Genomic DNA, 14301 nt, shown 5'->3' with positions numbered 1-14301 from the left:
GATTTCGATTCAACGGTCTGCGGACCGCCCCGACGCTAGAGTGAGCAAGCCGCATAGGCGGGGCGACGTCCGCTCCTTGCCGCAATCACGTCGTTCCGACAGGCGCGCATACGGCAAGTTTCCACCCAACCTAGTTTAGTCCTCCAACGGCTTCTTCCGCGTGCAGAGCGGTTAAAAGCACGGGTCGCCTCGATTGCGCCATATCGCGACATCCATGGAGCTTCTCAAAAGCTCCCCTTCGCGCAACGGCTCGAATCGGACCCCCTTGCGGAAGTTCCCGCGTCGAGACCGATGGGGAAGGTGCTGCCCCAAAGCGGCCATTTGAGGATAGCGTGACTGCGTGGTTCTTGATATCCACGAGCACCCGCTCCGGCAGGGACTGCGTCGCAACTCTGTCAGGGGTCCAGGTTCGCAATGCTGCCAAAGACATCATGAACCTGCGCCGCCAGCATGTCCGTGGCGGGCTGACGCGACTCACGCGCCTTGAGCATTAGGTAACGGCACTCTGGCAGTTCGGGCAGGCCCTCATCTGCCCTTACGATCCTTAGCCCCTCGGGCAGACGATCGTCGGCGAGCGTGTTCGTCACCGCGAGCCCAGCCTGCGCGGCGGCCATCATTCCCTGCGTCGTCGCCGAGGTCGAAACGACGCGATAGCCGCGTCCCGCCTGCTCGAGCGCCCGGATCACCATGCCATGCCACAGGCACTCGTTGAACTCGGACGGACGCCAGGGGCAGTCGGCAGGCGCAATCGACAGCGGCAGCGGATCGCGCAGATGCTGGCGGTGAATGTCCGACGTGATCCACTTCACCGAGCTGTGCCAGATCTCCGCAGCCGGCCACTGCCGGGGCTCCAGTCCCTCCCTCAGCAACGCCAGGTCGAGCTCGGCGTTCTTCAGTTTCAGGGACAGGAAGCAGGACGCCGCCACCTCGACCTCCACCTCGACCGCCGGCGCGGCCTGCGAGAAGCCATCGAGGATTCGCGGCAGGTAGCGCGCCGACAATTCCGCGGGAATGCCCAACCGGACGGTGCCGTGCACCGGTGCGGCGCGCATCGACCGCATGATGTCGTCGTTGAGCGCCAGCAGTTCCCGCGCCCGTCCGAGCAGGTAGTGCCCCTCCGAGTTGAGCTCCACGCTGCCGCCCTTGTCGCGCACGATCACTGTCTGCCCGAGAACCCCTTCGAGCCTCTGCATCTGTAGGGAGATTGCCGACTGCGTGCGCCCTACGCGGGCGGCCGCGCGGGTGAAGCTCTTCTCCTCTGCGATGGCGACGAAGCTTCGCAGCAGATCGAGGTCAAAACCCACCGGCATGCCCATAGTCATGAGCGTCGCTCATTGCCGGCATTTGCGCAACTCGTTTCCCTTCCCGCATGAGGCGCGGCATCCTCGACTTAACGAAGAGGTTGTTCGAAATGCCCAAGGATCATGGCGCGCTGATTGTATTGCGAAACTCCTTGCAGCCATTGCTGGAGGTAATCTCAAATTCGTTGCGGCGCGGGATCAAGCGTGTCAGCGACAGCCGCGAGGCTGCCCGATACGAGGGTGTGGTTGCGAAACTTCCGCCACACCTGCGCTACGATATCGGTGATCTCGACTGCGTACTGCCGCCCGTGTCCCGTCGGCAATTTCAACATTCATACCAGGAGGCGTTAGAGGTAAAGTGGCAGCGGAGTATCTGACGGGTTCAAGCGCATGTTCGGCTGAGCTGTAATCACGCTGAACGTCCGGATTTGGCGCGTTTCCCCGTTCAAGGGACGAATGGGAACTTCGTCTCTCCACCCTGAGCTGCCCTACGCGTCGGGTAGCAAGCGTCAGGCTTTCACCACTAGGCGCCGCCTCCGGCGGCTTACCGCCGCGATGCGACCGCGGTGATCGGCGCGATCGTTGGCAATGGATCGGGTCCGACAAGGTCTTGGCGACGATCGTCGACACGACCTTCAACTATTGGTCCGACCGGCTCGACGCCGCTATCGTGCTCTCATCGCTGTTGTCGTTCGGGTTCATCATGACGGTCGTCGCCGCCGAGCGATGGTCCGTTCGATATTTTTGACCGGTTGGCTCCCGGGGATGGCCGCTTGGCGTCGCGCGGCGGACTTCGCTGTATCGCGCAGGCGAGGGCTGGCCTTCCCTGCGCCGGCCTGTAGTATGACAGTGCTTGCAGGGGAGGAGCTCGAGCGTGGGGTTGGGTCGGAATTTCCGTCGTTGGGGGACGTTGGCCTTCATCGCCGTCATGGTGCTTTCGCCGCAGGCGGCGCCGGCCGACACCATTACGCCAGACCGGATCGCGGCAGCCCTGTCGAAGCTCGAGGCGCTCGCCGAAGGCGTCGTCGCGGATGGTGGGGTGCCTGGTCTCGCCATCGGCGTCGTTCATGACGACAAGGTGGTCTTTCTCAGAGGGTTCGGGCGTCGCGAGGCCGGCAAGCCGGAGACCGTCGACGCCGACACGGTGTTCCAGATCGCCTCCCTCTCCAAGCCGGTCTCGGCAACGATCGTGGCGGCGCTGGTCAGCGAGGGCATCGTTTCCTGGGATGCGAAAATAGTCGATCTCGATCCGGCCTTCCGGCTCGCCGAGCCCTATCCGACCAGCGAACTCACGGTCCGCGACCTGTTTTCGCACCGCAGCGGACTTCCCGGCACCGCCGGAGACGATCTCGAGGACATTGGCTACGATCGCGCGGAGATCCTGCGTCGTCTGCGGTTCGTGTCGCCATCGTCGAGCTTTCGCGCCGGCTACTCCTACAGCAATTTCGGACTGACCGAGGGTGCCACCGCGGCCGCGAAGCCGACGGGCAAGCCTTGGGAGGAGATCGCCGAGGAGAAGCTCTACCGTCCGCTTGGAATGGCCTCGACCAGTTCCCGTCATGCGGACTTCATCAAGCAGGCCAATCGCGCCGCGCTCCACGTCAAGATCGACGGCATCTGGGCCGCGAAGGTAAAGCGCGATCCGGATGCGCAGGCGCCCGCGGGCGGTGTCAGCTCCACGGCGCGCGATCTCTCGCAATGGGTGCGCCTCGTGCTCGGCAATGGGGTCTATGCCGGCGAGACGCTCATTAAGGCCGATGCGCTGGACCAGACGCATGTTCCGCTGATGGAACGGGGCAAGAACCCCGTCTCAGGCGGCACGTCCTTCTACGGCCTCGGCTGGAATGTCGAATTCGGCCGTCACGGCCTGAGCTGGGGCCATGCCGGCGCCTTCAGCGTCGGCGCCCGCACCCTAGTGACGCTCTTCCCGGAGGAGAAGCTTGGCATCGTCATCGTCGCCAATGCCTTTTCGACAGGCGTGCCGGAAGGCCTGTCCGAGAGCTTCGCCGATCTCGCCTTTGACGGAAGGGTCGAGAAGGACTGGGTCAAGGCATGGGACGATGCCTATGCGAGCCTGTTCGGCCCGGCAATCGCGGCGGCCAAGGCCACCTATGCCGCGCCACCGTCTCCGGCAAGTCCGGCCCGGCCGGCCAGCGCCTATGCGGGCCGTTACTCCAACGATTTCATCGGCGATGCGGTCGTGTCGACTGCGGGGGACGCTCTTGCGCTCAAGGTCGGGCCAGCCGGCGCCCGGTCCTATTCGTTGAAGCATTTCGACGGCGACCTCTTCCTGACCTTCCCGGACGCCGAGACGCCGGACAGGCCCTCGGGCGTAGGCTTCGACATCGGCCCCGACGGCAAGGCGTCGGCCATGACCATAGAGTTTCTCGACGATAACAATCTCGGCACGCTGCAGCGCGTCGGTGATTAGTTCCCCTGCGCCTTCGTCATTCTGGGGCGGAGCAAGGAGCGAAGCGACGCGGCGCAGACCCTGGGATCCATCCCGTTACCTTGGAGCGCTGCTGCGGTGCAGAACCTTTGATGGCGGAGCGAGGCGCCCCCCTCTGTCCTGCCGGACATCTCCCCCACAAGGGGGGAGATCGGCTGTCGCGACCACTTTCGCCAATCCTCAACGTTGCAGAAAAGGCGCTGCAGGCGAAGCTGCCAATCTCCCCCCAAGTGGGGGAGATGTCCGGCAGGACAGAGGGGGGCGCGAAGGATCGCTACGGAGCGCTTTTACTCTGAGCCGTGACAGGCCGGGGCTTGGCCGTGAAACTATCCTCCCGCCAGTCTCGGCAGCAGGAATATCTCAGCGCCCTGCGGCAATTCCTTCGACCAGGTGTCGCGATAGATAACCCCGTCTATGGCGACTGCGATGCCGCGGTCGATGTAGGGCTCGAAGCCGGGATACTGCTCAGCCAGCTTCCTGAACAGCTCCCGAATATCCTTCGCCTCGATCTCGAGCTTGCTCTTGCCTCCGGCGATTGCGCCGAGCGATCCCCAGAGCGTTACTTCGACCATCGGCCTCCCCGTTCCGCCTCGATCGCCGCGAGAATCCGCGGCGGCGACATCGGGATATGCGTCATCCGCACGCCCGCGGCGTTCGACACCGCATTGGCGATCGCCGCCAGCGGCGGCACGATCGAAGTCTCGCCGACGCCTCGCACCCCGTAAGGATGGTTGGGATTGGGGATCTCGAGGATCTGCGTGTCGATCATCGGCAGGTCGGAGCAGACCGGGATACGGTAGTCGAGGAAGCCGGGGTTCTGCAGCCGCCCGTCCTTGCCGTAGACGTACTCTTCGTTGAGCGCCCAGCCGATGCCTTGCGCGGCACCCCCCTGGTACTGCCCCTCGACATAGGTCGGGTGCACCGCCTTGCCGGCATCCTGCACGACCGTGTAGCGCAGCACCCTCGTGGCGCCGGTCTCCGGATCGACCTCGATATCGCAGATATGGGTGGCGAAGGAGACGCCGGCGCCGTCGGCGACGAGCTCGCTGTGGCCGGCGATCGGCCCGCCGGTCTTTCCTGACCCGGCCGCGATCTCCCTGAGGGACAGCGCCGCAAGGTTGCCGTACTTCTCGCCCTTGGCGATGGCGTGGCCGTTTTCCCAGACCACGTCGTCGACGGGAATGTCCCACATCTGCGCGGCGCGTTCGCGCAGGACCTTGATGGCGTTGCGGGCGGCCGAGATCGTCGCCATCGAGGAGGAGAAGGTGCCGCGGCTGCCGTCCGTCATGTCGTTGTAGCCGAGGCTGGAGGTGTCGGCGACCACCGCCTTGACCTGCTCATAGGCGATGCCGAGTTCCTCCGCCGCCACCAGCGACAGCGACGCGCGGGAACCACCCACATCGACCGTGCCGACGGCAAGCGAGACCGAGCCGTCCATGCCGATGTTGAGGTCGGTGCAGGTCTGGCCGCCGAAGTTGAACCAGAAGCCGCAAGCCATGCCGCGGCCCTGGTTCTTGCCCAGCGGCGCCTGCATGTGCGGATGGTTCTTCGCCGCTTCCAGGGTCGGGCCGATGCCGATCGGGCCGTAAACCGGGCCGTAGGACGATCGGGTGCCTTCCTGGGCGGCGTTCCTGATCCGGAACTCGACCGGATCCATGCCGATCTCCTTGGCCAGCTCGTCGACGGCACTTTCCACTGCAAACGCCGCCATCGGCGCCGACGGCGCGCGATAGGCCGCCGTCTTCGGCCGGTTGACCAGCACTTCGTAGCCGACCGTCCTGACGTTAGCGAGATTGTAGCAGGCGAACGCGGTCATGGCGCCGAGCTCGGCCCACATGCCGGCATAGGGGCCGCAGGAATAGCGCAGCGTCGCCTCGGCCGCGGTGATCGTGCCGTCCTTGCGGGCGCCGATCCTGACGTCGATCGAGGTGGCACTGGTCGGCCCGGAGGCGCGGAACACCTCGTCGCGCGTCATCACCAGCTTGACCGGCCGGCCGGCCTTGCGCGACAGCGCCAGCGCCACCGGCTCGGCCCAGACGTGGGTCTTGCCGCCGAAACCGCCGCCGATCTCCGACGAGGTGACGCGCAGCTTGGAGGCTTCCATGCCAAGCAGCTGAGCGCAGTGCTGGCGGTAGACGAAATGGCCTTGCGTGCAGACCCAGAGGTCGGCGGTGCCGTCGGAACTGACGCTCGCCACGCAGGCATGCGGCTCGATATAGCCCTGGTGCGTCTGCTCGGTCTTGAAGGAGCGTTCGACGACGTAATCGGCCTGGCCAAATCCCGCATGGATGTCGCCATGGCCGTACTGGCTGCGTTTGGTGACGTTGGACGGCTTGACGGGCTTTTGCTCAAGGCCCTCGGTGAAGATGGTGTCGTCGAGCACGGGCGCCGAGTGCTTCATCGCCTCGTCGACATCGGTCACATGCGGCAGCACTTCATAGTCGACCTCGATCAGCTTCAGCGCCTGCCTTGCCGTGCGGGCGTCGACCGCGGCGACCGCGGCCACCGCATGGCCGTCATAGAGCGCCTTCTTGCGCGCCATGCAGTTGTCGAGGACGTCGTATAGGGCGGCATCGCCGTCGGTGAGGTCGGGCAGGTCGGCCGCGGTGATCACCGCCTTCACGCCGTTGAGCTTCTCCGCCTTCGAGGTGTCGATCTTCCTGATCGTGGCGTGCGCGTGCGGGCTTCTCAGGACACGCCCGACCAACTGGCCGGCCATGTTGAAATCCGCGCCATAGCGCGCGCGGCCCGTTACCTTGTCGACGCCGTCGGGGCGGATGGGACGCGTGCCGACGGAGGCGAAATTGCGTCCGGAATAGCGCGGATCGAAGTTCATCGTCAGGCTCCCTTCATCACGCTTGCGGCGTCCTGGACGGCGCGCACGATCTTGTCATAGCCGGTGCAGCGGCAGAGGTTCCCGGCGAGCCCGAAGCGGATTTCCTCCTCGGTCGGGTCGGGGTTCTTGGCCAGCAGGTCTTTCGCCGCGATCAGGAAGCCCGGCGTGCAGACGCCGCATTGCAGCGCTGCGTGTTCGAGGAACTTCTGCTGCAGCGGATGCAGCCTGTCGCCGTGCGCCATGCCCTCGATGGTTTCGACGCGCCGGCCCTCGGTCTCCGCCCCAAGCACCAGGCACGAGCAAACCAGCCGGTCGTCGAGGATGATGCTGCAGGCGCCGCAGTCGCCGGTGCCGCAGCCTTCCTTGGCGCCGGTCAGCCCGAGGCGGTCGCGCAGCACGTCGAGCAGCGTCTCGTCCGGGTGGCAAAGGTACTCGACATTGTCGCCGTTGATCGTCGTTGAGACTGCAATTGCGGCCATCACTTGCCTCCTGCACGCGCATAGGCGGTCGTGGCGGCCCGCCTGGCCAGCACACCCGCAACTTTTCTTCTGAACTCGACCGTGCCCCGCTTGTCGTCGATGGGGCGGCAGGCCCCCGAGGAGACCTTGGCGAGCCGCTCAAGTGCTGCTTCATCAAGTTTCCTGCCGATGAGGGCCTCGGCCGCCTCTTCCACCAGCAGCACCGTCGGCGCCACGGCACCCAGCGCCACGCGGGCCGATTTGACGACACCTTGCTCGTCGAGCGTCAGGTTCACCCCGGCGCTGACCACGGCGATGTCCATCTCCGTGCGTGGAATGAAACGCAGATAGGCATCGCCGGAGCGCGGCGCGCGCCTGTCGAGCAGGATCGCCTCGATGATTTCTCCCTTGGCGAGCGACGTCTTGCCAGGCCCGGTCGGCACTGCCTCCACCGCGACCGTGCGCCTGCCTCCTGGTCCGACAATCAATGCCCTGGCGCCGGCGGCCACCAGCGCCGGCACGCTGTCGGCCGCCGGCGAGGCGTTGCAAAGATTGCCGACGATCGTGCAGCGACCCTGCACCTGTTTAGAGCCAATCAGCTTGGCCGCTTCGACGACGCCCGGCCATTCCCGGTTCAAGGCCGCGCTCTCTCCCATCAGGGCGCAGGACACCGCGGCACCGATGCTGAAGCCTTCCGCCGTTTCCCTGATCTCGCCCAGTCCGTCGATTGCCTTGATGTCGACGATCAGGTCGGGCTCGATAAAGCCGCCTTTCATCCTCACCAGGAGGTCGCTGCCTCCGGCGAGAATGGCGGCGGTGCCGGGCGAACCGGCCAACTGGCCAACGGCATCTTCCATTGAAAGCGGACGTATGTAGCGCATCGTCTCCCCTTGATCATCGCAATTCTGTCGGCCCGTTATAGAGCCTTGGATCGGAATGGTCATCCGGTTCTGCATGAGCAGCGATTAGGCCAGGCCGCGGCGGGGCGGCGGGCCGCTTGCCGGCGCGTTCTCAACTCAGGGCGCCGGCTTGAACTGGAGCAATTTGAAACAATCGCCGCTTCCCGACTTCAACTGCGTCAGGAAGCGTTTCGACCGATCGATCCATTCCTGGTGCGACCTGGAATCGGCCTCGATCTCGTCGACCGGTCCAAGCTTGACGAAGCTGCGCCCCTGGCTGAAAAGCCAGCACGCACGGCCGAGAAGTCTCCTGCTGCGCTGGCGCAAGAGATCGGCATCATAAAAGATGTCGAGCACCTCCTGCTTGATCTTTGCCTCCTTTTCAGGATTTGCGATCGCAACCGCGATCGAGTCTCCGCCGATCGCATCCTGCAGGTCCTTGTAGTCGAGGGCGAGCTGAGTGGTGGCATATTTGATCTCGCTCTCATCCTGGACGATGTTGAACCACAGCGCGGGATTGAGTTCGTTGACGACGAACGATGCTTCGAAATCGCGCGATAGGTTCAGGATCTCGAACGCTTGAACTTCAACGTCGCGCTCAACCAGAAGGATCTCGGCGACCTGCTTGCCGAGTTCCGCCCCGTGCGCGCTGATCGCGGCATTCGTTCCACCGAGTTCCGGGCTGATATAAGGACCGCCATCATCGAGCAGCGCATCGAATTCGCCAAGGTATTCGACGACGGCGGCGCCGCGAGCAATGCGCGCCGCCAATTTGGCGAGAACCAGCTGGAGCTCCGTTTCGCGTTTGCGCTGCTCCTGATAATTCTGCTGAAAAAAGAAGATGAACAGAGAAACGCCAATACCGATCAGGATCACGCCGAGCTGGGAAAAGATGTTGCGATAATATTCCAGCAGCTTTTCACGATGGCGTATGTCGTGGCGGACATTGTGCGCCACACGAGCATTGACGATCAGCGATAGGATCAGCAGCCCGGCACCGACCAGGATAAGGCTGCCGATGAGGAAATAGCCTTGGCCTGAGTTGAAATCCATTCTTTTGCCGCGTCCCTGAAGCTCCGAACGCGCACACTAATACCATTCCGTTTCAACGCCTACGGGCGACCCCCAATGCGCGCGCTCGCCTAATACTTTAGTTGTAATCTGCCGCGTGTTTGATATCGTGACAGTGGGAGGAATTCAGATGGCCGTGGAGTGCAAATCCGCGCCCTATATGGGCGTCTTTTCAACCATTGAACTGGATCTCTTGAGGGGTGTGGTTCGGGAAACTTTGCGCTCCGGCGAAGCGGAGCTCGACAACGAGGACGCCGAAAGGATCGCGCGCGTGGTCATCGCAACCTACAAGGACGGCGCCTCGGGTCGCGAGGAATTGCTTGAAGCCGCCCGGATTGCCGCCAGGCGCTGCGCCCTCGACCATTTTTACGATCGAGCAGTCGGCTTGTTCGCATAGGATTTCGCATCTGGAGGCCGGCCGGCAGCGACGCTTTCAGACTCAGGACCACTTCCTCTGTGTAAATGCTCTACGCAGAAAGGCCCAGCCTGAACTTGTCCGTATCTTTCACCCTGCCTCGCCTCGCAGCCAGGTGGTTCGTCAGCCGATTTTCTTCGATCGGCTGTGACAGGAAAAACCCCTGAGCGCTGTGACAACGCTCGGCGATCAGGAAATCGAGCTGCGCTTCGTTTTCCACCCCCTCTGCCAGAACGGTCAAGCCGAGGGAATTGGCCAGTGCTATAATGCCTCGAACGACGTTCTGTTTTTTCTTCGACGCTTCCAGACCGCTCAAGAACGATCGGTCGATCTTCAACCGATCCAGGTTGAAATCGGCAAGGTAGCCGAAACTTGAATAGCCGGATCCAAAATCGTCGAGTGCCAGACCGACGCCGATATTTCGAATTTCCGTCAGCATGTTCAAGGCGTTGCGGCTGTTCTGGATAAGCACCCCCTCCGTTATTTCCAGTTGCAGGCGCGAGGGCGGCAGTCCTGTTTGTTGCAGCACCAGAACAAGGTGGGCGAAGTACGCATCGTTCTGAAGGCTTTTGCCCGAAAGATTGACCGAGCAAACGAAATCATCGGCAGATAGTGGCGCCCATCGGGCTGCCTGCAGGCAAGCCTTGCTCAGCACGACCTTGTCGACTTCCAGTATCAGGTCGCTTCGTTCGGCAATTGGAATGAATGACATCGGCAGACGAATCGCTCCCGAAGCGGGGTCGCGCCAGCGCACGAGCGCCTCGGCGCCGATCATGCGGCCGGTTGCCAGCTCGAACTGGGGTTGCCAAACCAGAAAGAACTCGTCGCAGTTAAGCGCACGCTTGATCCCAGCTTCTTCGCCGAGCTGCATATCGAACTGATTGAGGATTGCAGGCGAGAACGTCACGAAGCCAGAACGTCCTTCCGCTTTGGCGACATAAAGAGCGCTGTCTGCGTTGCGCAACAGGGTGGAAATATCCGAACCATGTTCGGGGAAACACGCCATGCCGATACTGGCTCCCATCCGCACGTGGTGGCCCGCGAGTTCGGCAAACCGGTTCAATTGCTCGCGAAGCCGATCGCCGAGCGCATCGGCTGCCGCGTGCCGGTCCCCGATCGCCATGACGGCGAACTCGTCGCCACCCAAACGGATGGCGACAACTTCGTCGGGCCGTTCGACCGATTGCAGGATTTCGGCGACGGCTTTCAGCAGCAGATCACCGATGTGATGACCGAACGTATCGTTCACGCCCTTGAAATGATCCAAGTCTATCAGGAAAAGGCGGAGTTGCTTGCCGGCCAGCCTTGCCCGGTCCAGCATCACGTCCCTGTTGGCTGACATCCAGGCACGGTTCTTCAATTCCGTCGTCGCGTCGCGCCAGGCCAGAAACTCCAGTTTCCTTATCGTTTCCCGACGGCCGATAAGCAATACGGCAGTTCCGATCGCCAGCAGCGACAAGACCGCCAGAGCGAATGCAATCTGGTAGTTGAATCTCTTCAGGCTTTTTTCCGCCGAATAGAGATCGACGTTGATCTCATCTCCATATTTGTAATATTCGTCGTTCATTCTCGCTACGAGATGCTCGAGTTCCAGCCCCATTTCCTTCAATATATTTTCATCGAGAGGCGGCCCGGCCGCAATCATGGCATCAAGCCGTGTCACCGCGTCAACGACACGCGGAACGATACTTGCGTAGGCGGGAATCTCGCTCGCTGTCCCGGTGCCGTCGATCCGCTTGAAACGGATGTAGACCAGGTCGTTCGCCGCCGATAACTGCTCAAGGCTGTCTGCTGAGCCGGGGGCTGCCTGGGCGAGCGATGTCATGTCTTTGAGGTGGGTTACATCGCGTATCGCAATGTGGAACTCGCGGATGGCGAAAAAGCCGAACCGCGGCAGCGAATATTCGATCTTGCTGAGGCTGAGAAACAGTACGGTGATCAGGACGGCAGAGCTGGCTGCTGCAGCCGCAATGGCGGTCCCGTAGGTGACGGGAACGCGCCAGCCTCTCGATCCAAAGCGTGCCATTCGAGCCACGCCGGAACTCGATCAGCCGCCAGGCTCGAGCGTCTTGATCAGCCAGACCCACCGGGGTTTGTGGATTGGCGTATCGAAGGCCGGGTGGTCGTTGAGCGGATAGACCAGCCGGGTCGGACCTTGCGTGCGTCGGGTCAGCAATTTTCCGTTCTGGCGGGTGGCAAGCAGGAGAGGACCTTCCGTCCAATCTTGGCGCGGAATTATCTGCACATATTCGTCCACCGCCCGCAGAACAACGGAATCCTCGCCTTCCAATCCAACGAGCTTGAGCACATCGCGGAACAGGACGCCTTCAAATGTAAGCTGCCCCTTTTCAAATGGACTTGCGGTGGTGACCCGGTAGAGACCGAGCTTTTCCAGCTGTCGCAACGTGACTGGGACCGACTTGCCGTTGTTCTGAACATTGAAGGCCACAGTGTCTGGCGATTCCGGGAGATCAACGGGCTCCAACGCCCCGGCCGGCAGGATGCAAAACGCCAGGACTGCCAGCATGATCAGACTGCGCTTAAGCGATGAACGTCCTGTGTTGAGCAAGGATGACATGCGCAATCCTTTTCTTGTCGATGGGCCAGCACCCAACCGTCGCCTGACCTTCATTCGGGCAGGCGGGTTTAACATTGCCATGAATGTCTGATTTTTCCGTTAGCCCTGTTCGGCCGGGAAGAGACGCGCAACGGCGAAACTGCCGATCTCCCCCCTCGTGGGGGAGATGCCAAGTGGGGGCAAAGAGGGCAGGCCAGAGGGGGCGTGAAGGATCGCGGCCTCATTCCAGCCTGGGTTCCTCGCCACCACAGCTCGATGCCAGCGCGTAGGCGATCCGTAAGCGGGCATCTGCCAGCCTTCCCTCGACATCCAAGCGAGGGGAGGCCGATGTCGAAGCTCCATGCCAACCTTGTTCTTCTGTTTGCCGCAGCTCTGTGGGGCTTCGGCAATATCCCGCAAAAGACTATTCTCGACCATCTCGACCCGTTGAGCGCGGTCGGCATGCGCTGCCTGATCGGCGGGCTTATGGTCCTGCCGCTGATCGCCACCGAACCCCGACAGCCGGCAGGCGGCCTCTATCGCGCCAGCCTGGCAAGGGTAAGCGCGTTGTTTGCGGTCGCGGTCGTTTTTCAGCAGATCGGCTATCTCGGCACGTCAGTGACCAATGCCAGCTTTCTGGTCAGCACGTCGACGGTGATGACGCCGATTGCGGCGCGGCTGCTGATCGGCGAGCGATTGACGACGACCGTTGGGCTCGCCGCCGGCCTGTCGGTGGTCGGCGCGCTGCTCCTGTCCGGCGGCATCGCGAGCTTCAACCGCGGCGATGCGGCGATCATGCTGTCGGCGGTCTGCTTTGCGCTGTGGATGGTCGAACTCGGCCGCCATGCGCAAACCTACGGACGTCCGTTCACCGCCATGGCGACGCAATGCCTCGGCGCGGCGGTGGTCACCCTGCCGTTCGGCCTGTTGCACGGCAATCTGTCGCCTGCCACCGTGATCGACGCCTGGCCGCAATTGCTTGTGCTTGGCGTGTTCTCGACCGCCGTCGGCTTCAGCATCCAGACCGTCGCCCAGCGCTTCACCTCGGCCAGTCACGCGGCGGTGATGCTTAGCGCCGAAAGTGGGTTCGGCGCGTTGGGTGCCGCGCTTTTCATGGGCGAGCGGACGTCGTCGGCAGGCGTGCTCGGCGCGACGATCATGCTCGGCGCCGTCCTCTACCTCGCCACGTCCGGCGGCAAAACTGCCAAAGCCGGCGCCTGAGGAACCCGAACCGGTGTCTCGCTGGAGGCATTGAAATCGCTCGTCAAACAGGCCTGGGCGGGGGCGCGGGTGACGCTTCGCTCTGTGCAACACCCCTTGGCAGGAAACGGGTGGTTTGCACGCGCCGATTCACCCATCTGATTGCAGAAGCCGATGAAGCCAGAGGAGGCAGAGCCATGACCATACACACGGTTCCAGAAGCAGCGGTCCGATCGGCGGAAGCGCGCGTCGCCGGATATGACTGGCAGGCACTGGCCGAGGAGATGAGCGGCTATGGCTGCGCGGTGATGGAAAAGCTGCTGACACAGCAAGAATGCCGGGAGATCGCCGGGCTCTATCCCGACGAAAGCCATTTCCACAGCCATGTCCACATGGCGCGGCACGGCTTCGGCAAGGGCGAGTACCGCTACTTCCGCTATCCCCTGCCAGAGCTGATCGGCGGCTTGCGCACCGCACTCTATCCGCGCCTTGCCGCCGTCGCCAACGACTGGAACGAGCGCATGGGCATAGCCCAGCGCTACCCGGACGAACACGCCGCGTTCCTCAAGCAATGCCACGAGCAGGGCCAGACGCGGCCGACGCCGCTCCTGCTCCAGTATGGCCCTGGCGACTTCAACTGCCTGCATCAGGATCTCTACGGCGATCTTGCCTTCCCGCTGCAGGTGGCAATCCTGCTGTCGGAACCGGATAAGGATTTCACCGGCGGCGAGTTCGTGCTGACCGAACAGCGCCCGCGCATGCAGAGCCGCGCCGAGGTGGTGCCGCTGCGCCAGGGCGATGCAGTCGCCTTCGCGGTCCACAATCGTCCGGTGCAGGGCAGCAAAGGCAGCTACCGCGTCAATCTCAGGCACGGCGTCAGCCGGCTTCGCTCCGGCCTGCGCCATACCGTCGGCATTATCTTCCACGACGCGAAATAGGGCTGTCCCTGCGTGAGGCGACCAGCAACTTCGTGCCAAGGGGATCAGTTGTCGGAGTCGGCGCCGCCCCTCATCGCCCTGCCGGGCACTTCTCCCCGTTTAGTGACCTATCGGATTCACACATCGAGCGTGGCTCCGTACTTGATGGCTTGGAACTCTGCGAGGCCGATGCGCATC

At 63.0% G+C, this 14301-nt stretch carries 13 protein-coding genes; 5 read left to right on the top strand and 8 right to left on the bottom strand.

Annotated elements, in window-relative coordinates; genetic code table 11:
* Positions 1-395 precede the first annotated feature (395 nt).
* On the bottom strand, positions 396-1322 hold the full coding sequence (locus AC0L17_RS33390; RefSeq protein ID WP_473518850.1) for a LysR substrate-binding domain-containing protein: 927 nt from the start codon (positions 1320-1322) through the stop codon (positions 396-398).
* Between the two features lie 589 nt (positions 1323-1911).
* Here AC0L17_RS33390 and AC0L17_RS33385 point away from each other — a divergent pair.
* Both AC0L17_RS33385 and AC0L17_RS33380 read left to right on the top strand, forming a co-directional pair.
* Positions 1912-2049 (top strand): hypothetical protein, encoded by a 138-nt coding sequence (locus AC0L17_RS33385; RefSeq protein WP_473518849.1) that lies wholly within the window; start codon positions 1912-1914, stop codon positions 2047-2049.
* A 126-nt stretch (positions 2050-2175) separates the two neighbouring features.
* Positions 2176-3732 (top strand): serine hydrolase, encoded by a 1557-nt coding sequence (locus AC0L17_RS33380; RefSeq protein WP_473518848.1) that lies wholly within the window; start codon positions 2176-2178, stop codon positions 3730-3732.
* Positions 3733-4076: 344 nt separating this feature from the next.
* On the opposite strand, the gene AC0L17_RS33375 is transcribed toward AC0L17_RS33380, so the two are convergent.
* The 5 genes from AC0L17_RS33375 to AC0L17_RS33355 form a co-directional block, all read right to left on the bottom strand.
* Positions 4077-4322 carry a MoaD/ThiS family protein gene (locus AC0L17_RS33375; RefSeq protein ID WP_236391206.1) on the bottom strand — a complete coding sequence of 82 codons (246 nt, stop codon included), beginning with the start codon at positions 4320-4322 and terminating at the stop codon, positions 4077-4079.
* Positions 4310-6586, bottom strand: coding sequence for a xanthine dehydrogenase family protein molybdopterin-binding subunit (locus tag AC0L17_RS33370; protein WP_473518847.1), 2277 nt, complete (start codon positions 6584-6586; stop codon positions 4310-4312). The genes AC0L17_RS33375 and AC0L17_RS33370 overlap by 13 nt, the downstream gene beginning before the upstream one ends.
* Before the next feature lie 2 nt (positions 6587-6588).
* Positions 6589-7065, bottom strand: a complete 477-nt coding sequence (locus AC0L17_RS33365) for a (2Fe-2S)-binding protein (RefSeq protein WP_128246968.1) — start codon at positions 7063-7065, stop codon at positions 6589-6591.
* Positions 7065-7925 (bottom strand): FAD binding domain-containing protein, encoded by an 861-nt coding sequence (locus AC0L17_RS33360; RefSeq protein WP_473518846.1) that lies wholly within the window; start codon positions 7923-7925, stop codon positions 7065-7067. The genes AC0L17_RS33365 and AC0L17_RS33360 overlap by 1 nt, the downstream gene beginning before the upstream one ends.
* Before the next feature lie 135 nt (positions 7926-8060).
* Positions 8061-8996, bottom strand: a complete 936-nt coding sequence (locus tag AC0L17_RS33355) for a hypothetical protein (protein WP_473518845.1) — start codon at positions 8994-8996, stop codon at positions 8061-8063.
* Between the two features lie 148 nt (positions 8997-9144).
* Here AC0L17_RS33355 and AC0L17_RS33350 point away from each other — a divergent pair, with 148 nt between their 5' ends.
* A complete protein-coding gene (locus AC0L17_RS33350) occupies positions 9145-9411 on the top strand; it encodes a hypothetical protein (RefSeq protein ID WP_023799099.1) in 267 nt (88 codons plus the stop codon).
* A gap of 70 nt (positions 9412-9481) precedes the next feature.
* Here the strand turns inward: AC0L17_RS33350 and AC0L17_RS33345 are convergent, their stop codons facing one another.
* Together AC0L17_RS33345 and AC0L17_RS33340 are read right to left on the bottom strand one after the other, a co-directional pair.
* On the bottom strand, positions 9482-11455 hold the full coding sequence (locus AC0L17_RS33345) for a putative bifunctional diguanylate cyclase/phosphodiesterase (RefSeq protein WP_473518844.1): 1974 nt from the start codon (positions 11453-11455) through the stop codon (positions 9482-9484).
* Between the two features lie 21 nt (positions 11456-11476).
* The gene (locus AC0L17_RS33340) at positions 11477-12007 is read right to left on the bottom strand and encodes a putative pterin-binding protein (RefSeq protein WP_023799097.1); all 531 of its coding nucleotides are present in this window, start codon (positions 12005-12007) and stop codon (positions 11477-11479) included.
* Positions 12008-12334: 327 nt separating this feature from the next.
* Between AC0L17_RS33340 and AC0L17_RS33335 the strand changes: the two genes are divergently transcribed.
* Together AC0L17_RS33335 and AC0L17_RS33330 are read left to right on the top strand one after the other, a co-directional pair.
* Positions 12335-13207 (top strand): DMT family transporter, encoded by an 873-nt coding sequence (locus AC0L17_RS33335; protein ID WP_473518843.1) that lies wholly within the window; start codon positions 12335-12337, stop codon positions 13205-13207.
* Between the two features lie 176 nt (positions 13208-13383).
* Positions 13384-14124, top strand: a complete 741-nt coding sequence (locus AC0L17_RS33330; protein WP_473518842.1) for a 2OG-Fe(II) oxygenase — start codon at positions 13384-13386, stop codon at positions 14122-14124.
* Positions 14125-14301 lie beyond the last annotated feature (177 nt).

This window comes from Mesorhizobium sp. WSM4829, assembly GCF_055811475.1.
The sequence above is the reverse complement of the archived record's forward strand: the minus strand, read 5'-3'. Positions and strand labels throughout refer to the sequence as shown.